The 26,889-nt window shown below is 73.3% G+C and carries 24 protein-coding genes and 1 pseudogene; 6 read left to right on the forward strand and 19 right to left on the reverse strand.

The window, feature by feature from the left end; genetic code table 11:
* The first annotated feature begins 7 nt into the window (after positions 1 to 7).
* Both ACFPL3_RS17950 and ACFPL3_RS17955 read left to right on the forward strand, forming a co-directional pair.
* Positions 8 to 2,749: an alpha/beta fold hydrolase gene (locus ACFPL3_RS17950; protein WP_343946914.1), complete on the forward strand. Its 2,742-nt coding sequence runs from the start codon at positions 8 to 10 to the stop codon at positions 2,747 to 2,749.
* Complete coding sequence (locus tag ACFPL3_RS17955) at positions 2,746 to 3,630, forward strand: ABC transporter permease (RefSeq protein WP_343946915.1); 885 nt, start codon at positions 2,746 to 2,748, stop codon at positions 3,628 to 3,630. The genes ACFPL3_RS17950 and ACFPL3_RS17955 overlap by 4 nt, the downstream gene beginning before the upstream one ends.
* Before the next feature lie 95 nt (positions 3,631 to 3,725).
* Here ACFPL3_RS17955 and ACFPL3_RS17960 read toward each other — a convergent pair whose 3' ends face one another.
* From ACFPL3_RS17960 to ACFPL3_RS18005, 10 genes and pseudogenes are all read right to left on the reverse strand, one after another.
* On the reverse strand, positions 3,726 to 4,502 hold the full coding sequence (locus ACFPL3_RS17960; protein ID WP_343946916.1) for a DUF2182 domain-containing protein: 777 nt from the start codon (positions 4,500 to 4,502) through the stop codon (positions 3,726 to 3,728).
* 2 nt (positions 4,503 to 4,504) lie between these two features.
* Entirely contained in the window at positions 4,505 to 5,134 is a 630-nt protein-coding gene (locus ACFPL3_RS17965) for a DUF1326 domain-containing protein (RefSeq protein ID WP_343946917.1), read from the reverse strand.
* Positions 5,135 to 5,271: 137 nt separating this feature from the next.
* Complete coding sequence (locus ACFPL3_RS17970) at positions 5,272 to 6,375, reverse strand: acetoin dehydrogenase dihydrolipoyllysine-residue acetyltransferase subunit (RefSeq protein WP_343946918.1); 1,104 nt, start codon at positions 6,373 to 6,375, stop codon at positions 5,272 to 5,274.
* Positions 6,365 to 7,378: an alpha-ketoacid dehydrogenase subunit beta gene (locus ACFPL3_RS17975; RefSeq protein ID WP_343946919.1), complete on the reverse strand. Its 1,014-nt coding sequence runs from the start codon at positions 7,376 to 7,378 to the stop codon at positions 6,365 to 6,367. The genes ACFPL3_RS17970 and ACFPL3_RS17975 overlap by 11 nt, the downstream gene beginning before the upstream one ends.
* 15 nt (positions 7,379 to 7,393) lie before the next feature.
* Positions 7,394 to 8,389: a thiamine pyrophosphate-dependent dehydrogenase E1 component subunit alpha gene (locus tag ACFPL3_RS17980; protein ID WP_343946920.1), complete on the reverse strand. Its 996-nt coding sequence runs from the start codon at positions 8,387 to 8,389 to the stop codon at positions 7,394 to 7,396.
* Positions 8,386 to 9,453, reverse strand: coding sequence for a 2,3-butanediol dehydrogenase (locus tag ACFPL3_RS17985; RefSeq protein WP_343946921.1), 1,068 nt, complete (start codon positions 9,451 to 9,453; stop codon positions 8,386 to 8,388). The genes ACFPL3_RS17980 and ACFPL3_RS17985 overlap by 4 nt, the downstream gene beginning before the upstream one ends.
* On the reverse strand, positions 9,450 to 10,523 hold the full coding sequence (locus tag ACFPL3_RS17990; protein ID WP_343946922.1) for an ATP-NAD kinase family protein: 1,074 nt from the start codon (positions 10,521 to 10,523) through the stop codon (positions 9,450 to 9,452). Before ACFPL3_RS17990 ends, ACFPL3_RS17985 begins: the two co-directional genes overlap by 4 nt.
* A 222-nt stretch (positions 10,524 to 10,745) precedes the next feature.
* Positions 10,746 to 11,413, reverse strand: a pseudogene (locus tag ACFPL3_RS17995) (SDR family NAD(P)-dependent oxidoreductase).
* 27 nt (positions 11,414 to 11,440) lie between these two features.
* The gene (locus tag ACFPL3_RS18000; protein ID WP_343946925.1) at positions 11,441 to 12,220 is read right to left on the reverse strand and encodes a carboxymuconolactone decarboxylase family protein; all 780 of its coding nucleotides are present in this window, start codon (positions 12,218 to 12,220) and stop codon (positions 11,441 to 11,443) included.
* Positions 12,153 to 13,043: an N-acyl homoserine lactonase family protein gene (locus ACFPL3_RS18005; protein WP_343946926.1), complete on the reverse strand. Its 891-nt coding sequence runs from the start codon at positions 13,041 to 13,043 to the stop codon at positions 12,153 to 12,155. Before ACFPL3_RS18005 ends, ACFPL3_RS18000 begins: the two co-directional genes overlap by 68 nt.
* Before the next feature lie 87 nt (positions 13,044 to 13,130).
* Here ACFPL3_RS18005 and ACFPL3_RS18010 point away from each other — a divergent pair, with 87 nt between their 5' ends.
* Complete coding sequence (locus ACFPL3_RS18010; RefSeq protein WP_343946927.1) at positions 13,131 to 13,796, forward strand: GntR family transcriptional regulator; 666 nt, start codon at positions 13,131 to 13,133, stop codon at positions 13,794 to 13,796.
* Here the strand turns inward: ACFPL3_RS18010 and ACFPL3_RS18015 are convergent, their stop codons facing one another.
* The gene (locus ACFPL3_RS18015) at positions 13,797 to 15,050 is read right to left on the reverse strand and encodes a GAF domain-containing protein (protein WP_343946928.1); all 1,254 of its coding nucleotides are present in this window, start codon (positions 15,048 to 15,050) and stop codon (positions 13,797 to 13,799) included.
* A 20-nt stretch (positions 15,051 to 15,070) separates the two neighbouring features.
* A complete protein-coding gene (locus ACFPL3_RS18020; RefSeq protein WP_343946929.1) occupies positions 15,071 to 15,973 on the reverse strand; it encodes an EamA family transporter in 903 nt (300 codons plus the stop codon).
* Between the two features lie 73 nt (positions 15,974 to 16,046).
* On the opposite strand from ACFPL3_RS18020, the gene ACFPL3_RS18025 reads away from it, so the two are divergent.
* Positions 16,047 to 16,988 (forward strand): LysR family transcriptional regulator, encoded by a 942-nt coding sequence (locus tag ACFPL3_RS18025; protein WP_343946930.1) that lies wholly within the window; start codon positions 16,047 to 16,049, stop codon positions 16,986 to 16,988.
* Here ACFPL3_RS18025 and ACFPL3_RS18030 read toward each other — a convergent pair.
* Positions 16,951 to 17,340 (reverse strand): VOC family protein, encoded by a 390-nt coding sequence (locus ACFPL3_RS18030; protein ID WP_343946931.1) that lies wholly within the window; start codon positions 17,338 to 17,340, stop codon positions 16,951 to 16,953. The two genes, ACFPL3_RS18025 and ACFPL3_RS18030, sit on opposite strands and share 38 nt — an antisense overlap.
* Before the next feature lie 16 nt (positions 17,341 to 17,356).
* Positions 17,357 to 17,935, reverse strand: a complete 579-nt coding sequence (locus ACFPL3_RS18035) for a TetR/AcrR family transcriptional regulator (protein WP_343946932.1) — start codon at positions 17,933 to 17,935, stop codon at positions 17,357 to 17,359.
* Positions 17,936 to 18,032: 97 nt separating this feature from the next.
* Between ACFPL3_RS18035 and ACFPL3_RS18040 the strand changes: the two genes are divergently transcribed.
* On the forward strand, positions 18,033 to 18,953 hold the full coding sequence (locus ACFPL3_RS18040) for an NmrA/HSCARG family protein (protein ID WP_343946933.1): 921 nt from the start codon (positions 18,033 to 18,035) through the stop codon (positions 18,951 to 18,953).
* Between the two features lie 3 nt (positions 18,954 to 18,956).
* On the opposite strand, the gene ACFPL3_RS18045 is transcribed toward ACFPL3_RS18040, so the two are convergent.
* Both ACFPL3_RS18045 and uvrB read right to left on the reverse strand, forming a co-directional pair.
* Entirely contained in the window at positions 18,957 to 20,237 is a 1,281-nt protein-coding gene (locus ACFPL3_RS18045) for a glycosyltransferase 87 family protein (protein WP_343946934.1), read from the reverse strand.
* A gap of 1,144 nt (positions 20,238 to 21,381) precedes the next feature.
* A complete protein-coding gene (gene uvrB, locus ACFPL3_RS18050) occupies positions 21,382 to 23,565 on the reverse strand; it encodes an excinuclease ABC subunit UvrB (protein ID WP_343946935.1) in 2,184 nt (727 codons plus the stop codon).
* A gap of 39 nt (positions 23,566 to 23,604) precedes the next feature.
* Between uvrB and ACFPL3_RS18055 the strand changes: the two genes are divergently transcribed.
* Positions 23,605 to 24,147, forward strand: a complete 543-nt coding sequence (locus ACFPL3_RS18055; RefSeq protein ID WP_343946941.1) for a ribonuclease FAU-1 family protein — start codon at positions 23,605 to 23,607, stop codon at positions 24,145 to 24,147.
* 78 nt (positions 24,148 to 24,225) lie between these two features.
* On the opposite strand, the gene ACFPL3_RS18060 is transcribed toward ACFPL3_RS18055, so the two are convergent.
* The 3 genes from ACFPL3_RS18060 to coaE all read right to left on the reverse strand — a co-directional run bounded on the left by ACFPL3_RS18060 (position 24,226) and on the right by coaE (position 26,877).
* A complete protein-coding gene (locus ACFPL3_RS18060; RefSeq protein WP_343946936.1) occupies positions 24,226 to 24,909 on the reverse strand; it encodes a hypothetical protein in 684 nt (227 codons plus the stop codon).
* Positions 24,906 to 25,607, reverse strand: coding sequence for an RNA polymerase sigma factor (locus tag ACFPL3_RS18065; protein WP_343946937.1), 702 nt, complete (start codon positions 25,605 to 25,607; stop codon positions 24,906 to 24,908). Before ACFPL3_RS18065 ends, ACFPL3_RS18060 begins: the two co-directional genes overlap by 4 nt.
* Before the next feature lie 100 nt (positions 25,608 to 25,707).
* On the reverse strand, positions 25,708 to 26,877 hold the full coding sequence (gene coaE, locus ACFPL3_RS18070) for a dephospho-CoA kinase (protein WP_379589374.1): 1,170 nt from the start codon (positions 26,875 to 26,877) through the stop codon (positions 25,708 to 25,710).
* Positions 26,878 to 26,889 lie beyond the last annotated feature (12 nt).

Below are 26,889 nucleotides of genomic sequence, written 5' to 3' on the forward strand. Positions count from 1 at the left end.
TCGTCGCGTGCACCCCACCCGCGGCGGCAGGCCGTCCCTCGCGCTCAGCGCCGTGCTCGCCGTGCTGGGTGGCCTCCTGCTCACGGGTGCCGCGGCGCCCGCGGACGTGCGGGTGGCGGAAGAGCGTGTCACCACGGCCGACGGCGTCGAGCTCGACACCTCGCTCTACCTCCCCGCCACCACGCCGGCTCCCGCCGTGCTCGTGGCGCACGGCTTCGGCGGGAGCAAGGCCTCGGTCGACGCCGACGCCCGCGCGCTCGCGGCACGCGGCTTCGTGGTGCTCACGTGGTCGGCGCGGGGGTTCGGCACGAGCACCGGGCAGATCGCCCTCGACTCCCCCGACCACGAGGTGGCCGACGCGCGGGCCCTCGTCGACCGGCTCGCCGGTCGTCCCGACGTGGTCCAGGACGCGCCCGGCGACCCGCGGGTGGGCGTCACCGGCGCGTCGTACGGCGGGGCGCTCGCGCTGCTCCTCGCCGGGCTCGACCCGCGCGTCGACGCCCTCGCCCCGGTGATCACCTGGAACAACCTGGGCCAGGCGCTGTTCCCGAACGCGGCAGCCGCGGCGCCGCCGCCTGCCGACACGCCCGCGCACGGCATCGCCGCGCCGGACGGGGTGTTCAAGAGCGGCTGGGCGGGGCTGCTCTTCTCGGCCGGGCGCGACGAGACCTCGGACGAGCCGGGCGCCGCGGCGGCGAGCGCCGGACCGGCGAACCCGTGCGGCCGCTTCACCGCGGAGATCTGCGCGGCCTACACCGAGGCGGCCACCACCGGCCGGATCTCCCCCGCCACGGCGGAGCTCCTGCGCCGCTCGTCGCCCGCCACCGTGGCCGACCGGATCACCGCGCCGACGCTGCTGGTGCAGGGCGAGCAGGACACGCTGTTCGGCCTCGACCAGGCCGACGCGACGGCGCGGCAGATCACGGGTGCGGGCGGCCGCGTGAAGGTGGAGTGGTTCGCGGGCGGGCACGACGGCGCCGCTCCGGCCGAGGCCGTCCGCGACACCGTCGGCGACTGGTTCGACTTCCACCTCGCCGGCATCGGCGACGACCCGGGCACCGGCTTCTCCTACGTGGTGCCCAGCGGGGTGCGGGCCGGTTCCAACACGCCCACCAGCCGCACGCTCGCCGCACCGGCGTACCCGGGCCTGCCCGGAGCCGCGGCGCTGCTCACCACGCCGCTGCCGCTGGAGGGCGACGCGCAGGAGATCGTGCACCCGGCGGGCGGCCGGCCCGCCGCGATCACCTCGCTGCCCGGTCTCGGGGGCGCGCTCGGATCCGCCGCCGGGCGGATCTCGGCGTTCGCGGCCGATCCGGCGGGTCAGTCCGCCACGTTCCGCACGCCCCCGCTCGAGGCCTCGCTCGTGCTGGCAGGCGCCCCGCGGGTGCAGGTGAGCGTCGCGCGGGTGCCGGGTCAGCCCGCGCCGGCCGAGGCCGTGCTCTTCGCGCGCGTCACGGAGCTGGACCCGGACGGCAGGCGCACCCTGCTCGGCGGCGCCGTCGCGCCGATGCGCGTACCGGTTCCCGCCGACGGCACGCCTGCGACGGTCACGGTGACGCTGCCCGGCCTGGTGGCACCCGTCGAGTCCGGCAACCGGCTCGCCGTCTCGATCGCCACCACCGACCAGGGCTTCACCAGCCCGGTCGAGCCCGCGGTCTGGCAGGTCGACGTCACCGGCGACCTCATCGTGCCGGTGGTGCCGGGCACCAGCGCCACCGCCTCCACGGTGCCGCTCGGCCCGCTCGTCGGCATCGCCGTGGTGCTCGCGATCGCCCTCCTCGGCTGGATGGGGTTCCGGCTACGCCGCCGGCGCGCCACCGCGCCCGTCGCCGCCGAAGACGGGCCGCCGCTGCGGGTCAGCGGTCTCGCCAAGACCTACGCCGGTGGATTCCAGGCGGTGAAGGACGTGTCGTTCACCGTCGAGCAGGGCATCGTGCTCGGCTTGCTCGGCCCCAACGGGGCAGGCAAGACCACCGTGCTGCGCATGCTCATGGGGCTGGTGCGCCCCACCGCGGGCACGGTCAGCGCCTTCGGGCAGCCGATCGGGCCGGGCTCGCCCGTGCTGGCGCGGATCGGCGCGTTCGTGGAGGGCCCCGGGTTCCTCCCCCACCTGTCCGGCGCCGACAACCTGCGCCTCTACTGGGCCGCCACCGGCCGCCCGGCCGCCGAGGCGCACGTCGAGGAGGCCCTGGAGATCGCCGACCTCGGCGCGGCGCTCGGGCGCCGGGTTGGCACGTACAGCCAGGGCATGCGCCAGCGGCTCGCCATCGCGCAGGCGATGCTCGGGCTCCCCGACCTCCTCGTGCTCGACGAGCCGACCAACGGGCTCGACCCGCCCCAGATCTCGGCGATGCGCGAGGTCCTGCGCCGCTACGCCGCGCGGGGCCGCACCGTCGTGGTGTCCAGCCACCTGCTCGCCGAGGTGGAGCAGACCTGCACGCACGTGGTCGTCATGCACCGCGGCGAGGTGGTGGCGGACGGCACGGTCGAGGAGATCATCGCCGGCGGTGGCGCGGCCACCTTCACCGTCGACGCGCCCGAGCGCGCCGCGTCCGTGCTGTCCGACCTCGCGGGCGTCCTCTCGGTCGAGGTGGTCGAGGGCGGCGTGCACGCCGAGCTCAACGGCACGCCGCGCGCCGAGGCCGTGCGGGCGCTCGTCGCGGCCGGCGTCGAGGTGGCCGCGGCCGGCCCGCGGCGGCGCCTCGAGGACGCGTTCCTGCAGCTCGTCGGGGAGGACCGGACACCATGACACCGCATACGACGACGGAGAGCACCAGGACGCCACCGTCGCCGGTCACGCGGCGGTCCTTCCGGCCCGAACGCACCCTGCCGGTGCGGGTCGAGCTGGAGCGGCAGCTGCGGCGCAGGCGCACGCAGGTGGTGTTCGGCCTGGTCGTGCTGCTGCCCGTGCTGCTGTGGGTGGCGTTCGAGCTGGCCCCGGACGCCCCGCCCACCAACTCGCTCAGCCTCGTCGACCTCGCCACCGGCAGCGGGCTGAACTTCGCCGTGTTCGCGATGTTCGCCTCGTCGTCGTTCCTGCTGGTCGTGGTCGTGGCGCTGTTCTTCGGCGACACGGTGGCCGCGGAGGCGTCCTGGTCGAGCCTGCGGTACCTGCTCGCGGCGCCCGTGCCGCGGGCGCGCCTGCTGCGCCAGAAGACGGTGGTGGCGGCGGTGCTGTCGCTCGTCGCCCTGCTCCTGCTGCCGGCCGTGTCGCTCGTGGTCGGCACCCTCGCCTACGGCGCGGGCGACATGGTGAGCCCCACCGGCGCCTCCCTCGACTACGGCCCCGGCGTCGTACGGGTCCTGTCCGGCGCCGTGTACCTCGCGGTGCACCTGAGCTGGGTGGCGGCGCTCGCACTGCTGCTGTCGGTGTCGACCGACGCCCCGCTCGGCGCCGTCGGCGGCGCGGTCATGGTGTCGATCGTGTCGCAGATCCTCGACCAGATCACCGCGCTCGAGGGCCTGCGCGACTTCCTGCCCACCCACTTCGACGACGCCTGGGCCGGCCTGCTCGGCAACCCGGTCGACTGGGACGGCATGACGCGGGGCGCGCTCTCGGCGTCGATCTACGCGCTGGTGCTGGGCGCAGCCGCGATCTGGCGGTTCCAGCGCAAGGACATCACGAGCTAGGGCCCCCGCCCCGCTCGCAGGCCCCCGCCCCGCTATGCCGGCAAGGTGGCTTTACTGGCGTAATCGGCCAGCAAAGCCACCTTGCTGGCGTCCCGTCAGGCCGGGGCCGGCGGGGTCAGCAGCGCCGAGAGCGTCAGCGACGCGCCGGCCACGAGCAGCACGATCCCGACCGGGACCACCAGCCGGGCACCCCGCGGCGCCGTCTTCTCGATCACCATCACGACCGTGAGCCCGACCATCCACACCAGGCTGCCGAGGCCGGTGGCGACCATCACGAGCATCAGCGCCCAGCAGCAGCCCAGGCACGACAGGCCGTGCCGCAGCCCCAGCCGCCAGGCGCCGGCGGTACCGCGGCGGTAGTGCTGCCAGAGGAACCCGACCGGGTTGCGGCACGCCGTCAGACAGGCGTTCTTGAGCGGGCTGAACTGCACGGCGCCCGCCAGCAGGAGCGCCGGCCCGAGCACGAGCCCGGGCCGGGCGGCGAGCCACGCCCACGCCGCGACGAGCGCGTCCACCGCGGCGTCGCCGAGCAGCGCGACCCCGGCGAACCCCGTCCAGACCGCCAGGTACCCGGCCAGGAACGCCGCACGCACGGCCGCGCGGCGCGGGGCCCGTGCGCTGACCACGTCGAACATCCGCACCATCGGCACCACGGTCGGCAGCATCATCGCGCCGATCATCACCAGCCAGACGGCGAGGAGCGCGAACCAGGACGACGGCGCAGCTCCGGGCGCCGCGCCGTGGTGACCCGCTCCCGCAGGCCCCGCGACGACGAGCGATGCGGTCAGGACCCAACACGCACCCGCCACGACCCAGAGGACGACCCCGGGGTCGTGGCGGGCACGCGCCGCCGCGGAGACGAGCCCCGGCACGATCAGGCCGCGAAGTGGAACGAGCCCTGGATGGCGTTCTGGCCCATGACCGAGACATCCGGCAGGCCGTGCCTGCTGCCGTCGCGCCGGAAGTTCTCGGCCTTGCCGACGTAGGCGGGCGAGCCGGGGATCGTGGAGAAGATCGATTCGTGCAGCGTGGTGGGCTGTCCCGTCGGCCCTAGGTACTGCACGAGGCGCGCCTCGGCGACCTCACCGATCTTGATGTAGCCCTTGCCCTCCACGACGTCGAAGGTGATCGGCACCCGCTCGACCGCCACGACCTCCCCGATCAGGGCGGCGAGGTCGGCCACGGGGCCCCCGAGCTGACCGGTGAAGACGTTCATCAACGCGGACTGCTGCTCGTCGCTGCACTGGTCGTCGACGAACAGGGCGACCTTCCAGTTGCCTGCCAGCACGTTGCCGGGGATGTGGCTCGACGCGCAGACGCAGTGGCCGGACACGTCCACCCCCTGCACCGTGCCCCGGTCGACGTACCAGCCGAGGATGGAGTCGCAGGTGCCGTTGCCGTCGGGGTCCTCGCCCACCCAGCAGGGGCACAGGACGTTGCAGGTGCAGACCTCCAGCAGCCTGCCCTCGATGTCGTAGGTCGTCGCCACGGTCTCAGCCGTCATGGCACACCCCCTCGGGTCAGGAGGCGCAGGGTAAGGACGGCCGTGCCCGGGGCGGTAGTCGGAGAACTACGTACCCCCGATGCCAGCAAGGTGGCCATGCTGGCGCATTACGCCAGTATGGCCACCTTGCCGGCGTTCTAGAGGCGCGCCTTCACCGCCGCCAGTACCTCCCCGGGCGCCTCCATCTGCGGCATGTGCCCCGCGGCCACCCGCGTCAGCTCCACGCCGTCGGGCACCGGCAGGATGCGGTCGGACGTGCCCCACACGATCGTCACCGGCACATCGACGCCCTCCAGGAGGGCCCGGGTGTCGATGGCCTGCCGGTCACCCTCGCCCAGCAGGGTGCCGAGCACGGCGGTGAGCGCCTTGTCGACGCCGTCGAGCCGCTTGTAGCGCAGCAGGTCGTCGACGAGCTGGCGCGTGACGAGCGACTCGTCCGAGAACAGCCGTCCCACCAGGGGTTTCAGCTCCCGCCGCGAGGACGCGGATGCGAACCCGCGCAGGTACTCCGCGTCCGCGTCCGGGGTGAAGCCGGCCGGGGCGATCAACGTCAGGGACGCCACCTTCCCCGGCTCGGCCTTCGCCACGGCGGCCACGACCGCGCCGCCGAGCGAGTGCCCCACCAGGTGCGCCCGCTCGATCCCGCGGGCGTCGAGGAACCCGGTGACGGTGTCGGTGAGCGTCCGGAGCGAGCCGTCGCCCACGTCCTTGCCGGACGCCCCGTGCCCGGGCAGGTCGAGCGCGATCGCGCGGTGTCCCTCCTCGGCGAGCGGCTGCTGCACGAACAGCCAGGAGTTCTTGTCGCCGCCGTAGCCGTGCACGAGCACGACCGGGACGCCGGCGTCGTCGGGCCCGAGGGACACGTAGGAGATCGTCCGCCCGCCGACGTCGACGAGCTGGGGTTCCGGCTCGTCCTCCCCCTCGAGCGCCCCGGACTCGACGGCCGCCTTCGCCTCCTCGACGACGGCGTCGATCTCCGCGTCGGGCACCTCGGCCGGGGCCACGACGGCGAGCACCGCGCCCACCGGCAGGTCCGAGCCGGGTTCGGCGATGATCCGCCGCACCGGGCCCTCCACCGGTGACTCCAGGGTGCCCGCGATCTTGTCGGTCTCGATGTCGACGATGTCGTCGCCCTTGGCGATCGTGTCGCCCTCGGACACGAACCAGTCGACGATCTTGCCCGTCTTCATCGAGAGGCCCCACTTGGGCATCGTGACGGTCAGGATCCGATCATCGGGCATAGTCGACCGCCGTCTTCACCGCGCCGGCGATCTTCGCCGCGTCCGGGATGTACAGGTCCTCCAGCGCGTCGGTGAACGGCACCGGGGTGTGCGGCCCGGTCACCAGCTGGATCGGCGCGCGCAGCGACCCGAACGCGTCCTGCGCCACCGTGGCCGCCACGTCGGTGGCGAGCGAGCAGCGCGGGTTGGACTCGTCCACCACCACCAGGCGGCCGGTGTTCTCCACCGACTCCAGGATCGTGTCGACGTCCAGCGGGCTGGTGGTCCGCGGGTCGATCACCTCGGCCTGCACGCCGGAGCCCGCGAGCTCCTCGGCCGCCTCCAGGGCGGTGTGCACCATCCGGCCGATGGCCACGATCGTGACGTCCCCGCCCTCGCGCACGACGTTGGCCTCCCCGAACGGGAGCACGTAGCTCTCCTCCGGAACGTCGGCCGAGGTGTCGTAGAGCATCTTGTGCTCGGCGAAGATCACCGGGTCGTCGTCGCGGATCGAGGCGATCATCAAGCCCTTCGCGTCGTACGCGTTGGACGGCGCCGCGACCTTCAGACCCGGGACGTGGGTGAACACCGACAGCAGCGACTGTGAGTGCTGCGCCGCGGCCCGCAGGCCCGCGCCCCACATCGTGCGGATCACGACGGGGGTGACGGCCTTCCCGCCGAACATGTACCGGAACTTGGCGGCCTGGTTGAAGATCTGGTCGAAGCAGACGCCCATGAAGTCGATGAACATCAGCTCGGCCACCGGGCGCATCCCGCCGGTCGCGGCGCCGATCGCGGCCCCGATGAACGCCGACTCCGAGATCGGGGTGTCCAGCACCCGGCCCGGGAACCTGCCGTACAGGCCCTTCGTGACGCCGAGCACCCCGCCCCACGCGTCGTTCTCGCCGGGCGCCCCCTCGCCACCCGCGTTGTCCTCACCCATGACGATCACGCGCTCGTCGCGCTCCATCTCGCTCGCCAGCGCCTCGTTGATCGCCTCGCGGTAGGTGATGTTGCGTGCCATCGTCGAACCCTCCGATCAGTACGAGACGTAGACGTCGGTGAGCAGGTCGTCCACGCCGGGTTTCGGGGCGGCCTTCGCGGCCGCGACGGCCTGGTCGACCGCGGCGGCGACCTCGGTGTCGATCCGGTCGAGCTGCTCGGCGGACAGCTGCCCCGCCTCGGTGACCCGTGCCCGGAACCGCTTCAGGCAGTCCAGCCGCTCGCGGGCGTCGGCGACCTCCGCGCCGCGGTAGAGCTGCTGGTCGCCCTCGAAGTGCCCGAAGTACCGGGTGAACTTGACCTCGATCAGCGTCGGGCCACCGCCCTCGCGGGCCCGGGCCACCGCCTCGCCCGCGGCCTCGTGCACGGCGAAGAAGTCGAACCCGTCGACGATCACACCGGGCATCCCGAACGCCGCGGCCCGGTCGGCGATGTCGTCGCTCGCCACCGACCACGTGGACGACGTCGACTCGGCGTACCCGTTGTTCTCCGCCACGAAGATCGCCGGCAGGTTCCACACGGTGGCCAGGTTCAGCGACTCCAGGGTGGTGCCCTGGTTGGAGGCGCCGTCACCGAAGAACGCGACCGCGACCCCGCCGTCACCCTTGTGCTTCGACGCCAGCGCGCGGCCGCAGATGAGCGGCGGGCCACCACCGACGATCCCGTTGGCCCCGAGCATGCCCTTGGACAGGTCGGCGATGTGCATCGAGCCGCCCTTGCCGCGGCACGACCCGGTGCTGCGGCCGTAGATCTCGGCCATCATCGCCGTGATGTCGACGCCCTTGGCGATGCAGTGGCCGTGGCCGCGGTGGGTGGAGGCGATGGCGTCGCGGTCGTCGAGGTGGGCGCACACGCCCGCCGCGGACGCCTCCTCCCCCGCGTACAGGTGCACGAAGCCGGGGATGTCCCCGCTCGCGAACTCCTCGTGCACCCGCTCCTCGAAGTCCCGGATCGTGCGCATCACGCGGTAGGCGTCGAGGAGCTGGTCGGGTGTGAGCTCCTGGGACGTGGGGGTGGGCAGGGTGCCGGTCATGACAGCGCCTCCTTCGGTGACACGAGGACCTTCACGTTCTCCTCCTTGTTGTCGATCAGCTCGCGGAAGCCGCGATCGACGATGTCGGCCAGCCCGATCCGGCCGGTGATGAACTGCTGGGCGTCGACCGTCCCGTCGCGGAGCAGGGCGATCGTGTCGGCGTGGTCGCCGCAGTACGCGAGCGAACCGACCACCGCGACCTCGGAGAACACGAGCTCGTTCATCGGCACCTGCGGCACGTGTCCCCAGATCGCGACGTTCACGACCGTGCCCCCCGGGCGCACGGAACCGATCGCGGCGGCCAGCACCGCGTCGACCCCGGCGCACTCGAACGCCACGTCGGCACCGCCACCCGTGAGATCGCGGATCGCGGCGGGCGCGTCGGTGCCGGTCGGGTCGACGACCTCGTCGGCACCCGCCCCGGTGGCCTTCGCCTTCCGCGCGGCCGCCGGTTCGACCACCACCACCCGGCCGGCGCCCGCGGCCTTCAACGCCGCCGTGGTGACCAGGCCGATCGGGCCCGCGCCGAACACCGCGGCCGTGCCACCCGGCCGCAGCCCGGACAACCGCACGGCGTGGTAGCCCACGGCGAGCGGCTCGACGAGGGCCCCGACGTCCGTGGGGAGGTCGCCGAGCGGGTGCGCCCAGCGCGCGTCCACGACGCACCGCTCCGCGAACCCGCCGTCCTGCCCGGACAGGCCGACGAAGCCGAGCTTGCGGCAGATGTTGTAGCGGCCCGCCGCGCAGGCCACGCACTCACCGCACACGTAGTAGGGCTCGACGGCGACGCGGTCGCCCTCCTGCAGGCGCGTCACGCCGGACCCGACCGCGGACACGACGCCCGCGAACTCGTGCCCCATGACGACCGGCAGCGCCGACCCGGTGATCGGGTGCGGCGCCCCCTCCGGCGGGATGAAGATCGGGCCCTCGAGGAACTCGTGCAGGTCGGTGCCGCAGATCCCGCACCAGTCGACGCTCACCTCGACCTGGCCCGGGCCCACCTGCGGGTCGGGGACCTCCTCGACCCTGATGTCACCCCTGCCGTGGAATCGCGCCGCTCTCATGAGCGCACCTCCTCCGTGGTCGCGTCCGGGTCGAGCAGCCGCCGCTGCGCCGCGGCGGCGAGGACGGTCCGCACGTCGAGCACCCGTGGCCCGTCCGCCGCGAGCGTCACCGTGACCGGGGTCGTCGGCCCGAACTCGATCTCCCGCTCGCCGTCGACGGCGACGGTGCCCCGTTCCAGCTCCACGGCGTGCGACCGTCCGGGGTCGAGCGGGCCGGCCCGGTGCACACCGACCGGCGCCACGACGCCCGGCGCGATCGGGGCGAGCACGGTCTGCGGTGCGGCGTCGGCGCCCGCCAGCCGCACCACTACCCCGTGCGGGTCGGTGCGGGCGGCCGGGTGCAGCAGCCCGGCGATGCTGGACAGGCCGATCGCGTGCGGCTCGGCGAACGCGCAGTACAGCTCCCGCAGCGTGGCCGGCTGCCACAGCGCGCGGGACCCCACGTGCGTCACCGTCGAGACGCACACGTCGACGAGGGCGAGCTCGTGGCTCGCACCCGCGACCACGTGCAGGGCCTTCGCCCGGTAGGTCGCCTCGTCGACGGGCACGCGGCCGGTCGACACGAGCCCGGCCGCCGTGCCCGCCACCGTGGCTTCCCACATCTCGGGGAACGCGTTGTTCGTGCCGGTCGACAGCGGCAGCAGCGCGGCGTCCCCGCTCGCCGCCGCGGCCGCGCGCACGGTGCCGTCCCCACCGAGCAGCACGATCACCGACGCGCCCGCGTCCACCATCCGGCGCACCAGCGCGCGCGTGTCGTCGGCGGTGCCGCTGATCGCGTCGAGCTCGACGAACTCCAGCTCGGGCCAGCGCGCGGCGTCCGCGCGGCGCTTGTCGTGTGCCCGCAGCACGCCCGCCGCGACGCCCATGGCATCGGTGGACATCAACACGCGGGCCACCCCCGTGGCCCCCGCCGCGGCGATCAGCCGCAGCGCCATGTTGGTCTTCTCCGCGTTCGGGAAGACCGAGGCCTGGGCGACGAGCCGGCGGATGTCCCGCCCGGACATGGGGTTCGCGACGATGCCGATGCACGAGCCCGCCACGACCGGCAGCTCCGTGCTCGCAGACGGCATCACCCGCCCGTTCGACCCACCGTGCTGCACCCGCGCCTCCGAGCCTCGACGGGGCGTCGATGCCCCGCGTGACCCACTTCACTCCGGTCGGCGCGGCGAGGCAACCGTTGCACGGGGGTTGCACCCGCTGGGGCCGTGCCCCAGGCCTCCCTTATGCCAGCAAGGTGGCTTTACTGGCATATTGCGCCAGTAAAGCCACCTTGCTGGCGTTCGGGGCACGGCCTACGGCGCCACGTCACTGGCGAGGAACAGCGCCGCATAGGCCGTCTCGATCGGCACGCCCGGGCGTTTCAGCACGGTGCCGTTGATGAGCGCCTCGTTGATCTCCGGGGCCTGGTGCTCGTTGATCGGCGAGAGGATGTAGCCGGGGTGCAGGGAGTTGCAGCCCACCCCGTCCTTCCCGTGGGTGGCCGCCACGTTCTTGCTGACGTTGAGGATCGCCCCCTTCGCAGCCTGGTAGGCGTACGAGTTGGGCACGCCGGCCAGGCCCCAGATGGACGAGACGTTGATGATCGAGCCCGCCTTCTGCCGGATCATGTGCGGCAGCACCTCGCGCATGCCGAGGAAGATGCTCTTCAGGTCGATGTCGAGCAGGCGGTCGTACTGCTCCTCGGTGGTCTCGAGGATCGGTTCGTACTCGCACACCGCGCGTTGTTTATGAGGATGTCGATGCGGCCGTGCTCGGCGACGACCGACTTCCACCGGTCGGCCTGCGTGACGTCCATCTTCACGAAGGTGACCTTGCTGTCCTCGGTGTCGGCGGCGTCGAGGACGTCGCCCGAGACGACGGCCTTCGCGCCCTCCCGCATGAACAGCTCGGCCATCTCCCGGCCCTGGCCGCGGGCCGCGCCGGTGATGAGCGCGACCTTGCCCTTCAGCCGATCCACCATCGGTTCCGCTCCCCCGTTCGCGGTGGGTCAGGATTCGGCGTCGGGCAGCGGCAGCCCGGCGGCCTCCATCTCCTCGAGCAGGATCGGCACGGCCGAGGTGGCGGCGTGGATGCCGATCACCGAGGCGATCTCCATGATCTCGAGGATCTCCTGGGGCGTGGCGCCGTAGCCGATCGCGTTCTCGATGTGCAGCTTGAGCCCCTTGACGTACAGGTGGGTGGCCGCCGTGTCGAAGGCGATGTAGACGAACTCCTTGATCTTCGGCTCGAGCGTGCCGCTGCGCCACGGGACGGAGCTGAACTCGGTGTAGGCGTCGAAGATCTCGGGGTCGAGCTCGAGCATCTCGTCCCAGAACGCGTGCCAGTAGCCGCGCGTCTTCGTGAACTCGGCCTTGAGCCGTTCCTGGTACTCGTCCAGCTCCGCCGCACCCGTGCGCAGGCCCTTCTCCTCGAGCACCTCCACCAGGATCGGCACGCCGATGTTCATCGCGTGGATGCCCAGCGTGCTGGTGAGCTCGAGCACCTCCATGATCTCCTGCGGGGTGGCGCCGTACTTCAGCGCGGACTTGATGTGCTGCCGCACGCCCGGCAGGTACATGTGGGTGGCGGCGGCGTCGACCGCGATGTAGATGAACGCCTTGGTCTTGTCGTCGAGGTGGTTCTTGCGCCACGGGACGGCGGAGAAGTTCAGGTACGAGCGCAGGAACTCCGGGTGCAGCCGCAGCATGCCCTCCCAGGGCTCACCCCAGGTGCCGCGCACCTCGATGAACTCCTTCTTGAGCGCTTCCTGCTCCGCGGTCAACGTCATGGTCGGTCTCCTCGTCGTGGATATCGGGGTCAGCCGAGCACGGTGGCGATGCGGGCCGCCTCGCCCTCGACCGCGGGGAACCTGTCTCGCACCCGGCCGTCGTGGCCGGGACGACCGTCGCGCCGGTCTCGGCGGCGAGCTGGTTGATGAACCGCAGGGCCGAGCGCATCTCCTGCAGGTCGGTGAAGGCGAAGAAAGGCCACTCGTTCTCGATCTGCTCGTAGAAGTGGGCCGCGTCCGCCGCCAGGATGAGCGGGCCGGAGCGGCTCTGCACCGTGGTCAGCAGCTCACCGGGGCAGTGCCCGCCCACCGGGTACACGCTGATCCCGGGATGGACGTCGGTCTTCTCGCCCACCAGCCAGAGCCTGCCCTCGTCCCGGGCGCGCCGCACCGGTTCAAGGTGCTCGGCGATGGTGAACTCGCCCTCGAGCTCGTCGCGCTCCCACTTGCCGAACCAGTAGTCGTACTCCGCCTGACCGCTGACGACCCGCGCGTTGGTGAACAGCCGCAGGTAACCGATGTGGTCGTAGTGGAAGTGGGACGTGATCACCATCGAGACGTCGGCGGGGTCGATGCCGAGCATGGCCAGGCCGTCGGGCGTGGACACGACGGGGATCTCGCCGAGCCAGTCGCGCTCGGGGATGTCGTAGCCGGTGTCGAACAGCACCACGGTCTGCCCGTCGCGGATGACCCAGAAGTTGTACTCCATGTGCAGCTGCGCGTCGGGCAGGCCGTACTGGCCGTAGTCGTGGAACACGACGCTGCGCTCGACCATCCGCTCCCCGTACTTGACCTGGACGACCTCGAGCCCCCCGTCGGACATGCCCACTCCCCTCGGATCGCCTCCGCGACTGTATGCTTGTCCGACAATCCTCCGCAAGCCGCGGAACCGTGGAGAGGCGACACCACCATGACGAACACCCCGTCGTTGCGGGTGGAGCGGCGGCCCGCTCCCGTGCGCACGCAGGTGCTCGACAACCTGCGGCAGGCGATCCTCGACCGGCGCTTCGAACCCGGGCAGCACCTGATCGAGCGCGAGCTCGTGGAGCTCACGGGGGTGTCGCGCACCAGCATCCGCGAGGCGCTGCGAGCGCTCGCGGCCGAGGGCCTGGTCACCACCGTCCCGAACAAGGGCACGGTCGTGGCCACGGTCACCGCCGACGAGGCGCACCAGCTCTACCAGGTGCGCTCGGTGCTCGAGGGGCTGGCGGGCGAGCTGTTCGTCGCGAACGCGGGCGACGCCGACCGGCGCGCGCTGCAGAAGGCGATGGACACGATCGAGCGGCGCGCGGCCCGCGGCGCCTCGGTCCTCGAGGCGAAGGACCGGTTCTACGAGATCCTGTTCGCGGGGGCGGGCAACGCCGTGCTCCACCAGACGGCGAGCGGGTTGCACGCCCGGGTGCGCACGTTGCGGTCGCTGTCGCTGTCGCTGCCGGGGCGCGCGGCCGAGAGCGTGCAGGAGCTCCGCGAGATCATGGCCGCCATCGAGGCGGGCGACGCCGACGGGGCCGGGCGCGCCTGCAGGCGCCACGTCGCCAACGCGGGTGCTGCCGTGGCCCAGGTGCTGAACGGCTGATCAGCGGCCTCCCACGAGCCGGCGCACCCCCGGGGCGGTGGAGCGGCGCAGGAGCGCCGAGGCGGCGGGGTCGGGCGCCGACACCTCGACGTCCGGGGCGATCCGGTAGGGCCTGGCCAGCAGCAGCCCGCCCAGCGACCGGCGCAGGCGTGACATCTCGGCGCGGACGGTGACGAGGTGGTCGCGGTCGCCGAACAGCGCCACCGACAGAGCGCCCGCGTCCATGCCCGCGGCACCGGCGGCGGCCAGCAGCGCGAGCACCTCGGCGTGCCGCTTGGACAGCGGGTACACCCAGCGCGCCGACCCGACGACGACCGCACGCGGCGGCATGCCGTCCAGGTCGAGGGTGAGCGTGATCCGCGACGTGTCCTCCACCCGCAGGAGCCAGCCGCCCGGCACCGGCTCCGGCTGGAACACGCCGACGCCGTGCACCGAGACCGGACGGTCCGGGCGCGGCACCGCCACCCGCTCCACGCCGGGCATGCCGGTGACGGCGGCGACCCACCCGTGCTCGTCGACCACGAGCCCCGCGCCGCGCAGCCCGGACAGGATCGGGGCCGCCACCCCGCGCAGCGCCTCGAGGCGACCCTCGTGCTGACGCCACAGGCTCGCCTCGGCGAGCTTCACCGCGGTGCCGACGAGCGCCACGGTGGTGGGGTGCACGGTGTGGGCGGGCCCGCTGACGTCGACGACGCCCAGCAGCTCACCCGAGCGCGGGTCGTGCACGGGGCAGGCGGTGCAGGTCCAGCCGTGGTGGGTGCGCACGTAGTGCTCGGCCGCGAACATCTGCACGGGGGTGGCCTCGGCCAGCGCGGTGCCGATCGCGTTGCTGCCGACGCTGCCCTCCGACCAGTCGGCGCCCTCGGTGAAGCCGAGCCCGTCGGCGCGGTGGCACACCCGCGCCGACCCCTCCCGCCACAGCAGCCTGCCCTGGGCGTCGGTGATGACCATGATGTGCGCGGCGTCGTCGGCTACGGACGTGAGCGCGGCACGCAGCTCGGGCAGCACCCGGTTCAGCGGGCTGCCGGCCCGCCGTCGTTCCACCTCGGTGGCCGGGAGCGGGGCCGCGGGCCGCCCGACGTCGGGGTCGACGCCTTGCGCCCGCACCCGCTCCCACGACCGCGCCACGAGCCGGCGGGGCCGCGCGGGCGGCCGGTCACCGGAGAGCAGTGCATCGTGGACCCGGGAGAGCACGCGGGCGTACCTGCCGATGTCCGTGCCCGGCCGGACCGCGCAGACGCCTTCGTCCGTCATCAGCATCACCCGTTGCCACACTATGCAGCGACAGCGCCCTTCGTCGATACGTGGGCCGGGGCCGGTCGCGGGGTGCCCAGGAGCACCCCGCCGACGATCACGGCCGCCGCCACCAGCTCCACCACGGTCGGCAGCTCCCCCAGTACCAGTGCGGCCAGCCCCATCCCGACCACCGGCACGAGCAGCGAGTACGGCGCCACGACACCCGCGGGGTGGCGCCGCATCAGCCCGACCCAGATCCCCGAGCCGACGAGGGTGCCGAGCAGGGCGATGTACGCGACGGCTGCGACGCCGACCAGGCCGGCAGGGGTGGCGGTGGCCTGCAGCGCCTCCCACCCGGCCGCGGGCCCCTCCCACACCAGCGACATCGCCAGCAGCGGGATCGGGGGCACCACGGTCATCCAGAGCGTCAGGTGCATCGGGTTCGGCGCCTTGGCGAGCCGGCCCGCGAGGTTGCCGAACGCCCACGACAGGGCGCCCAGGAGCGTGAGCAGCACCGGGAGGACCGCGGCCACCTGGGCGCGGGACACGGCGATGGCGGCGAGGCCGAGCATCGCGATCGCGATGCCGGCGCCCTGGCGGGCCGAGATCCGTTCGCGCAGCAGCAGGGCCCCCAGCAGCACTGTGAACGGGGCGGACGCCTGCAGCACCAGCGACGCGAGGCCGGTGGGCATCCCGATGTCCATCGCGATGAACAGGAAGATGAACTGCACGGTGCCGAACCCGACGCCGTACGCGAGCAGCCAGCGCAGCGGCACCTGCGGCCGGGGCACGAGCAGCAGCGTGGGCACGGCGAGCACCACGAACCGCACCGCCGCCAGGAACAGCGGCGGGAAGTGCTCGAGCCCGAAGTGGATTGCGAGGAAGTTGCCGCCCCACAGGACGGCGACGAAGCCGGCGAGCAGGCGATCGCGGGTGGTCACGTCATGCCAGTCTTCGGGGCGCGGACCACAAAGACCAGCGAAATGTTGTGAAGCGACTGTTTAGTATCGCTGAATGGATGTCCGGCGGCTGCGGGTGCTGCGCGAGCTGGCGGACCGGGGCTCGGTCACCGCGGTCGCCGCGGCCCTCTCCTTCACCCCGTCCGCGATCTCGCAGCAGCTCAAGACGCTCGCCGACGAGGTCGGGGTGCCGCTCACCGAGCCGGCGGGCCGCGGCCTGCGCCTCACCGACGCGGGCCACGCCCTCGTCGCGGAGTCCGAGGCGGTGCTCGCCGCGCTCGCCCGCGCCGAGGCTGCGGTGGAGCGGCTGCGCACCGAACCCCGCGGCCCGGTGCGGTTGGCGCTGTTCCCGTCCGGGGCCCGGATGCTGCTGCCGGGCCTGCTGCGCCGGATGGACGCCGTGCCCGGCGTCGACCTGCAGTGCCGCGACATCGACCTGACGCCCTCCGACGTGCCTGCGCTCGCCGCCGACTTCGACATCGTGATCAACCACCGCGACGAGACGGCACCCGCGTCGCCCACCAGCCGGTGGCGCGTCGTCCCGCTGATGCGCGAGCCACTCGACGTGGCGCTGCCGCCGGACCACCCGCTCGCCCGGCGCCCGTCGCTGCGCCTCGAGGAGCTCGCCGACGAGGCCTGGATCAGCGTGGGGGTCGGCTGGCCCGTCGACGACGTGCTGCGGTCGCTCGCCCTCGCCACCGGGGCCACGCCGCGGGTGGTGCAGCGGATCAACGACTTCAGCGTCACCGAGGAACTCGTGGCCTCGGGGCACGGGATCGCGCTGCTGCCGCGCTATTCCACCGACGACCGCGGCGGGAGGCTCGTGTGCCGCCCGCTCACCGGGGTGCGCGCCGCGCGGCTCGTCGAGGCCGTGATGCGCTCCACCACGGCGGAGCGCCCGGCCGTCGCCACGGTGCTCGACGCGCTGCGCGCCGAGGCCACCGCGATCACCGGCGCGGTCACTGCAGGCAGAACTCGTTCCCCTCGGGATCGGTGAGCACGATCCACCAGCCGCTCTCCTCCTGCATCTCCCGCACGATCGTGGCGCCCGCTGCCACCAGCTGCGACGCGCGCGCCCGCACCGTGGCCCGCCGGTCCGTGGCGCCGTGGCCCGCGTTGACGTCGAGGTGCACGCGGTTCTTCCCGGCCTTCAGCTCCGGGACGCGCTGGAACAGCAGCCGCGGCCCGAATCCGGCCGGGTCCACGATCGCGGTGTAGTGCTCCTCGCCGCCGCTCACGAGGTAACCGGGACGCGGCGACTGCAGCACGTAGCCGAGGGCCATCGCCCAGAACGCGGCGAGGCGACCGGGGTCTCGTGCGTCCACAGTGATCTGGATGGGGATCGCCATGGCTGCATCCTGCCGGTCATCGCGGCAGAGGGCGCGGCAACGGGCTCAGTCCCTCCACCGCCAGGCGGAAGAGCCGGTGCGCCCGTGCGGCGTGGTCGGGCTGGTGCTCGGTGGCGAGGACGACACCGACGGCCAGCGCGATCAGGTCACCGACGCCGACGTCCGCCGCCACCGCGCCGTCCCGCACCGCCCGGCGCAGCAACGGGCCCGCCGCCTCCTCCAAGGCGGTCGAGCAGGCGTTCTCGGGCGCCGGGCCGGGGCCGCCGTCGTCGGTGAGGACGGCCGCGAGCCCGCGCACGGAGATGCAGTAGGTGACCACCTCGCCGAGCCACTCGAGGAGCGCCGCCCGGCTGTCGTCCCGGGCCGCGAGCACGCGGGCCCGCTCCGCGAGTGCCTCGATCCGCTTGCGGGACACCGCCTCCAGCAGCGCGTACCGGGTGGGGAAGTGCCTGCGGACCGTGGCCGACCCGACCCCGGCGACGCGCGCGATCTGCTCGAGCGAGGCGGCTGCGCCGTGGGCGGCGACCTCCTCCTCGGCCACGGCGAGGATCCGCGCGTAGTTGCGCCGCGCGTCGGCGCGCTGCCGCACGGCCATCGCGTCACCTCCAGGTTTGCCAAGCGGCGGGGCCCGCCATATCGTAGCGGAGCAGAAACGGCGGACCCCGCCGTTTTGCCGATCCGAGGAGAACGTCGTGCCCACGCAGTCCCCACCCGTCCTCGTCACCGGCGCCACCGGCAAGCAGGGCGGCGCCACCACCCGTGCCCTCCTCGCGGCGGGCGTCCCCGTCCGCGCGCTCGTGCGCGACCCGAGCTCCCCGCGGGCCGAGGCGGTCGCGGCACTCGGCGCCGAGCTGGTCGAGGGCGACCTCCTCGACCGCGACTCCGTGGCCCGGGCCGCCGACGGCGTCCGCGCCGTCTTCTCCGTGCAGATGCCCGCCTTCACCGGCGACAGGTTCGACTTCGACGGCGAGGTGACCCAGGGCGTCAACCTCATCGAGGGCGCGAAGGCCGCCGGGGTGCCGCAGTTCGTGCACACCTCCGTCACCGGCGCGGGCCGGCACACGCAGCACCCCGCGTGGGAGCCGGGCCGCTGGGCCGTCGAACCCGCCCTCGGCGCCAAGGCCGCGATCCAGGACCGGGTACGCGCGGCCGGCTTCCCGCACTGGACGATCCTGAAGCCGGGATTCTTCATGGACAACTTCCGCCCGTCGTTGGGGTTCCTGTTCCCACGCGGGGTCGAGGGCGGCCTGGTCAGCGTCCTGCACCCGCACACGCGACTGTCACTCGTCGCCGTGGACGACATCGGGCGGGCCGCCGCCGCGGCCGTCGCGGATCCCGAGCGGTTCGACGGGGTCGAGCTGGAGCTCGCGAGCGACCACCTGTCGATGACCGAGATCGCCGCGGTGCTCTCCCGCGCCCTGGGCACGCCGCTGACCGCACCCGACATGACCGAGGACGAGGCGTTCGCCGCCGGGATGCTCCCGATGGGCGCCACGCACGAGTGGTTGAACGTGGCCCCTCAGCCGGGGCGCCCCGAGTTCGCGCGCAAGCTCGGCATCCCGCTCACCAGCTTCGAGACGTGGGCGAAGGAGCACATGAGCCCCACGGCATGAGCCCTAGGAACGTGCGGCGCCCGGCCACGAGCGGCGGGCCGTCCAGAGCAGGACGATCAGGAGCACCGTGAACCAGACGTAGGTGCTGTCGACGAACTGCTGCAACGGCGTCCAGGTGAGCTCCTGCTCCCCGCCGCGGGGGTGGACGAACTGGTGGGGGGCCACCACGAACACGGCGGCCATCGCGACCGTGACCGCGGCCCACACCGCCGACCGCTTCGCCCACGCGGTGGCCGCCGCCACCAGCAGCGCGGGGGCGATCCACACCCAGTGGTGCGACCAGGACGTCGGGGAGACGAGCAGCCCGACGGCCGCGAGCGTGACCAGGGCGAGCGGGGCGGGGGCCCGCCGGATCGCGGGCACAGCGAGCGCGAACAGCGCGGCCGACAGCAGCAGCCAGGCGACCGTGCGCGGCAGCCCGTCGACGCCCGCCCGCACGAGGATCGCCTCGAACGTCTGGTTGGTGAAGAACGGCGACCCGCTCACCCCGCCCGCCGGGTCGGACCAGAACTCCCACGACTGCGCCGGCGCCACGAGGAACCCGAGCGCCGTGGCGAGGACGCCGGAGATCGCCGCGGTGGCGGCGGCGCGGTAGTCGCGGCGCAGCAGGAAGAACAGGACGAACACCGCGGGCGTCAGCTTGATGGCCGCGGCGATGCCGATCAGCGCGCCGCGCGGCCACCTCGGCCGGGTGACGAGGCAGTCGAGGGCGACCAGAGCCATCAGCACGAGGTTGATCTGCCCGAACTCGATGGTCTGCAGCACCGGCTCGAGCCCGAACGCGGGCCGCCCCTCGACGGGGTGGTCGAAGTCGATGGCCCGCCCCGGCTCGACCGCCATCGCGAGGGGCAACGCGATCGAGGCGACCGACAGCGCCCCACCCCGGCCCCCGGACGGCCACAACCGCCGCGCGAACGCGTAGAGCGTGACGCCCAGCGCCAGCGTGGACAGCCCCAGCAGCGCCGCCCACGCGACGACCCACGGCACCACCGCGAGCGGCACCATCACCAGCGCGGCGAACGGCGGGTAGATGAACGGCAGCGCGATGTGGCCCGACGTCTCCGGCAGGGAGCCGTACATGTCGCCCCCGGCCAGCCAGGCCTGCACCCCGAACCGGTAGACCTCCAGGTCGATGTGCCTGCCACCGGTGTGGGCCACGACCGCGGCCAGCACCAGCGCCAGCAGCGGCACCGTGACCGGCAGGACCCGCGACGGGCTGCGGAGCACCTGGAGCAACCGCGGAGCAGCCGGCGTGCGCGTGCCCGACGCGCCGACAACCGTCACGCCGCAACCCTCCCCTGTTGGCTCACCCCACGGTAGCCCGACCGTGGGGCCGCACGACCCCCCACCCCGGGGAGCCGCCCCGCCGCCATCGCCCGGACCGTCGGCCCGTGATCGCGGAGCTGGCGCATTCCCGGGTCGGATTCGCCCGCTTTCGCGCCGAAGCCGTGATCATCCCCGGCTGTCGGGGCCGGGGATCGCCCATGATCACCGTGTGCGGTGGCAGAGCCGCACAGGTGTGGCCCCACGACCGCAGACGGTGATCATGTGACCTCGGGCCGGACGGGCCCGGGCCGCCTGCAGCGGCCCACCGGCCTGCCCAGCCTGCACCGGCCCCGGCCATGATCACCATGTGTGGTCGCAGAGCCGCACAGGTGCGGCCTCACAACCGCAGACGGTGATCATGGCGCCTCCGGACCGGCCGACGGCGACAGCACGACCCGACGCCCCCGGCCCCTCGCCCCGGGCCTCGGGGCCGCCGCCTCCGCCCGGCCGGCACCGGCCGCACGACCCGGCACCACCCTGGCCATCATCACCGCTTGCGGTCGCAGAACCGCACAGGTGCGGCCGCGCAACCGCTGGCGCTGATCATGTGACCTCGGGCCGGACCGGCCTGGGCCCGCCTGCATCGACCCACCGGCCTGCCCCGCCTGCACCGGCCCGGCCGTGATCACCGTGTGCGGTCACCGAACCGCACCCCTGCAGCCTCACAACCGCAGACGCCGATCATGTGACTCGGGCCGGATGGGCCCGGCTCCACTGCAGAGCACACAGGCCTGCCCTCCGGCAGCGGCCCCGGCCATGATCACCGTGTGCGGTCACAGAACCGCACACATGCGGCCTTACGACCGCAGACGCTGATCATGTCGCTCGGGCCGGCCGCACGGCCCCGCCCACCCGAAGGCAGAGCGTGGGTCCAGGCCGCGACCCCGAGCTCGGCGCCCCAGACCGGCACCGGCCCACTCGGCCCGGCCATGATCACCACGTGCGGTCAGAGAATCGCACCGCTGCGGCCTCACGACCACAGACTCTGATCATGTGACCTCAGGCCGGATGGGCCCAGGTCCGCCCGCAGCGCCCGCCGGCACAGACCTCAGCCCTGACCTCGGGAGCCGGGCCGGTGCCCGCCGCGACCGGCGGCAGGCTCTCAGCGGATGCCGGCCGCGTCCATCCCCCGCAGCTCCTTCTTGAGGTCCGCGATCTCGTCGCGCAGGCGGGCGGCGAGCTCGAACTGCAGGTCGCGGGCGGCGGCGAGCATCTGGTCGGAGAGCTGCTGCACCAGGTCGGCCAGCTCGGCGCGGGGCATGTTGGTGGTGTCGCGCCGCGCGACGATGCCCGAGCTCGCGGCCGCCGGGGCGCGCCCCGGCTCGCCCGCGGCGCGCTTGCCCCGCGACTGATTGCGCCCCGAACCGCCGACGGGCACCTCCTCGGCCTCCCGGTAGACCTGGTCGAGGATGTCGGCGATCTTCTTGCGCAGCGGCTGCGGGTCGATCCCGTGGGCCTCGTTGTAGGCGATCTGCTTGGCGCGACGACGGTCGGTCTCGTCGATGGCGTACTGCATCGACTCGGTGATCGTGTCGGCGTACATGTGCACCTCGCCCGACACGTTGCGGGCCGCGCGGCCGATCGTCTGGATCAGCGAGGTGCCGGAGCGCAGGAAGCCCTCCTTGTCGGCGTCGAGGATGGCGACCAGGGAGACCTCGGGCAGATCGAGGCCCTCGCGGAGCAGGTTGATGCCCACCAGCACGTCGTACTCGCCCAGCCGTAGCTGCCGCAGCAGCTCCACCCGGCGCAGCGTGTCGACCTCGGAGTGCAGGTACCGCACCCGGATGCCCAGCTCGAGCAGGTAGTCGGTGAGGTCCTCCGCCATCTTCTTGGTGAGGGTGGTGACCAGCACCCGCTCGTCGCGCTCGCTGCGCTCGCGGATCTCGTGGACCAGGTCGTCGATCTGGCCCTTGGTCGGCTTCACCACCACCTTGGGGTCGACCAGCCCGGTGGGCCGGATGACCTGCTCGACGAACTCGCCGCCCGTGCGGGACAGCTCGTAAGGGCCGGGCGTGGCGGACAGGTAGATCGTCTGCCCGATCCGGTCGGCGAACTCCTCCCACGTGAGCGGCCGGTTGTCGACCGCGGACGGCAGCCGGAACCCGAACTCGACGAGGTTGCGCTTGCGCGACATGTCGCCCTCGTACATGCCGCCGATCTGCGGGACGGTCTGGTGGGACTCGTCGATGACCAGCAGGAAGTCGTCGGGGAAGTAGTCGAGCAGCGTGGCGGGCGCGGAGCCTGCGGCGCGGCCGTCGATGTGGCGCGAGTAGTTCTCGATGCCCGAGCAGAACCCGACCTGGCGGATCATCTCGATGTCGTACTGGGTGCGCATGCGCAGCCGCTGCGCCTCGAGCATCTTGCCCTGGCGCTCCAGCTCGGCGAGCCGCTCCTCCAGCTCGGCCTCGATGTCGCGGACCGCGCGCTCCATGCGGTCGGGCCCGGCGACGTAATGGGTGGCCGGGAAGATGCGCACCTCGTCGACCTGCCGGATGACGTCGCCGGTGAGCGGGTGGAGGTAGTAGAGCGCCTCGATCTCGTCGCCGAAGAACTCGATGCGGACCGCGAGCTCCTCGTAGGCCGGGATGATCTCGACGGTGTCGCCGCGCACCCGGAACGTGCCGCGGTTGAACGCGAGGTCGTTGCGCGTGTACTGGACGTCGACCAGCGCGCGCAGCAGCGCGTCGCGCTCGACGCTGCCGCCCACCTCGAGCTTGACGGACCGGTCGAGGTAGGACTGCGGCGTGCCCAGGCCGTAGATGCAGGACACCGACGCGACCACCACGACGTCGCGCCGCGACAGCAGGCTCATCGTGGCGGAGTGGCGCAGCCGCTCGACGTCCTCGTTGATCGAGGAGTCCTTCTCGATGTAGGTGTCGGTCTGCGCGATGTACGCCTCGGGCTGGTAGTAGTCGTAGTACGAGACGAAGTACTCGACGGCGTTGTGCGGCAACATCTCGCGCAGCTCGTTGGCCAGCTGCGCCGCGAGGGTCTTGTTGGGCGCCATCACGAGCGTGGGCCGCTGCACCCGCTCGATCAGCCACGCGGTGGTGGCCGACTTGCCGGTGCCGGTGGCGCCGAGCAGCACGACGTCCTGCTCGCCCGCCTTGATCCGGCGCTCCAGCTCGTCGATGGCCGCGGGCTGGTCGCCCGCGGGCTGGTACGGGCTGACGACCTCGAAGCGGCCACCGGTGCGGGGGATCTCCCCGACCGGGCGGAACTCCGAGTGCGCCACCGGAACGTCCGGGAGCGCCGCGCTGCCGGGTACCTCAGTCGCGAATGCCACGACTCCAGGGTACGAGCCGCACCGACATTCTCTGGGAGCATCAGGCGGGTGCACCCGCCGAAGATCGCCACCTTCGACGTCCCGGCCCGCGTCAACACCGACACCAAAGGTGTCCGGCGCGCGGTCGACGAGTACCGCGAGACCCCCTTCGGGCTCTACATGAGCCGCCCGATGATCGGCAGGCCCACGGCGCACTGGGTGCAGTCATGGCTGCTGCCGGACCTGGGCCTGTGCGTCACCGACTGGTGGTGGAACCCCGGCCACGAGCGGGAGCAGGACTTCTACCTCGACGTCTGCGAGATCGTCCGCGAGGGCGAGCGCTGGGTCCTCACCGACCACTACCTCGACCTCGTCGTGCGCACCGGCCGCGACGCCACCGTCGTGGACGTGGACGAGTTCGTGGCGGCGGTGGCACTCGGGCTGCTGCCCACCGCCGCGGCCGAGTCGGCGATGCACACCGCCTACCGCGCCGTGGACGGCCTGGCCAGCCACGGCCACGACCTGGACGCCTGGCTGGCCACGCTGGGGATCACGCTGTCCTGGAAGGAGCGCCCGGGCGTCCCGCTGCAGGAGCCCGGGTAGGCCTCCCCCGGGTACAGGAAAGCCACATTCAGGGCCGGAGAGGCCTTGAATGTGGCTTTCCTGAACTTCCGGGAGCCCCTAGGAGGACGACCGCGAGCTGGTCGAGTCGCCGTCTCCGTCGCCGCCGCCGTCACCCGGGTCGGTGGGCTCGGTGGGCTTGGTCGGCTCCGTGGGCTTGTCGGGCTCCGTCGGCTCCGGGTCTGGCTCGGGGTCGGTGGTGCGGGTGGTGGTCTTCGTCGGCTTGTCGGGCTTGTCGTCGTCGTGGTCCTGGTCGCCCTCGTCGTTGGGCCGCGTGCGCGTGGTGGTGGTGGGGCGCTCGGTCGTCGGCTCCACGATCGGCGCGGGCGGGACCGGGGGCGCGGGCGGCGGCGCGGCGAGCCCGGGGTCGGGGGCCGGCGCGGGGTCGCGGACGGGCTCGTCGACGGGCGGCGGCTCCTCCTCGGTGGAGTCCTCCGTGGAGGAGGGGAGCTCCTCGGAGATCGGCAGCGACGCCCCGGCCCCGACCCGGCTCGACGGGCGCGGGTCGTCGGTGACCGCGGCGGCCGTGTCGACCACCGGGCTCGGCGCCGTGAGCTGCGCGACCGCCGTGGTGGCGCCGAGGGCGCCGACCGTGAGCACGGCGGCGGCCGCGGCGGTGCTGGCGCGGGTGAGCGTGCTCGCCCGGCGGATCACGGTGTCGACCGACGGGAGCGAGACGGCCGCAGCCAGCTCGTCGTCGAGTCGCCGCAGTTCGTCGGTGATGCGCTCGTGGCCGTCCGTCACCGCCGACCTCCCTCGTAGTCGCGGGCGTCGTCGTCGAGCCCGTAGTCGTCGGATCCCTGCGCGCTCCCGTAGGACCCGGAACCGGGGCCGTCGAGCCCGTAGCCGGGGGCGTATCCGGTGGCCGCCTCGTCGCCCAGCACGTCCGGGAGCACGTCGGCCATCCCTTCCGTGACGACGTGCCGGCCGCGGGTCAGCCGGGCGTGGACGAGGGTCTCGGAGGCCTGTTCGATCGCCGCGATCTCCTCGACGGAGGTGCCCGCCATGTGGAACAGCACGATCGCGCGTCGTTCGGCGGGCGAGAGCCGGGCGAGCGACCGGAGGATGGCGCGGGTGCGCTCGTCGGCACCGGAACCGATCGGGCGTGGACGGCCGATGCCGAAGCGGGCCATCGCACCGCGCCAGCTGCGGATGGTGGACCGCACCGCGACCCGGCGGATCCACGCGCTCGGGTCGGGGGTGCGCCCGAGCGCCGCCCAGCTGCGCCAGGCCCGCGAGTACGCGTCCTGCACGACGTTGTGGGCCTCGCCGGGGTTGAGCGTGATGGCGTACAGCTGGGCGACCAGGCGCTGGTAGTTGGCCTCGAGGTGGGCCCCGAAGTCGACCCGCAGCTCGGCCGGGGAGTTCACGGCAGGCCTGTGCACCAGCTCGGCGCCGTCCGACACGTCGTCGAGATCAGCCCGGGAGACCGACGTGGTCACTCCTCGGCCCTCCCCGACAACTCGTCCTTCACCCGAACGGAGATCGCTCTGCCTCCTCCATCGCCGGATGCTCCGGTCTGTTACCGCGAGCATCCTCCGTTCAGTCCAACGACGGGACCCATGCGGAAGTTGCGGCCCAGGATTCAGCTCGCTCGGATGCGGTACGCGACCAGGGCTCCTGCAGCTCAGCAGCCCGGTCGGCGGCGGTGTCGCCGGTGGCAGCCCCAGCCGCCGTTCGGGTGCGCGCGACGTACTCCGCGCGGGCGTCCGCGTCCGCCCGCAGCCAGTCGCGCAGGAGCAGCGCCTCGCGCCACCCGGGTGAATCCACCACCCGAACGTGCAGGGCGACCGGGCGACCCGGGTCGGCGCTCCCGTGGAGCCGTTCCGGCCGGACCGGGTCGTGGCCGACGGACGGGTGCTGCGGGAAGCCGGTGTCCTGCAGGGCGTCGCGCACCGCGTCGGCGTCGTCGAGGGAGCCGACGCCCAGCTGCAGGTCGATCACGTCCGCGGCGGGCAGCCCCGGCACGGCCGTGGGCCCGACGTGCGCCACCCCGCGTCCCAGCGACCCGGCGGCCGCGGCGACGCGCGCCCGCAGCCGCTCCCCCGCGGCGGCCCACTCCGGGTCCGGCGCGACGAGTCCCGGCGCGCCCTGCGCGATCCGCCGCTCCCGCAGGTTCACCTCGAACGGGACCAGCCGCCGTTCCCACAGCGCGTCGACCGCCGCCTCGAGCTCGGCCTGCGAACCGTCGTTGGACAGCCACACGTCGGCGGCGGCCCGGCGGTCGGCGTCGCTCGCCTGCGCCGCGATCCGCGACCGCGCGTCGGCCTCCGGGGTGCCGCGCAGCGCGAGCCGGCGCACCCGCTCCTCCACGTCGGCGTGCACGACGACCACCAGCGAGAACTGCGGCGCCATCCCGCTCTCGACGAGCAGCGGGATGTCCTGCACCACCACGGCGTCCGCCGGGGCGGCGGCGATCAGCTCGGCGGACCGCTCCCGCACCCGTGGATGGATGATCGCGTTGAGAAGGGCGCGGGCGGCCGGGTCGCCGAAGACGACGGCGGCGAGCGCGGGCCGGTCCAGCGCGCCGGACGGGTCGAGGACGTCCGGGCCGAACGCGTCGACCACCTCGGCGAGCCCCTCCGTGCCGGGGGCCACCACCTCGCGGGCGAGCACGTCGGAATCGACCAGGACCGCGCCTCGGGCCACGAGCCGGCGCGCGACCGTGGACTTGCCCGACCCGATTCCCCCCGTGAGCCCCACCCGTAGCACGACGGGAGAGCC

The organism is Pseudonocardia zijingensis, assembly GCF_042657305.1.
GTDB classification, from domain to species: Bacteria; Actinomycetota; Actinomycetes; order Mycobacteriales; family Pseudonocardiaceae; genus Pseudonocardia; species Pseudonocardia zijingensis.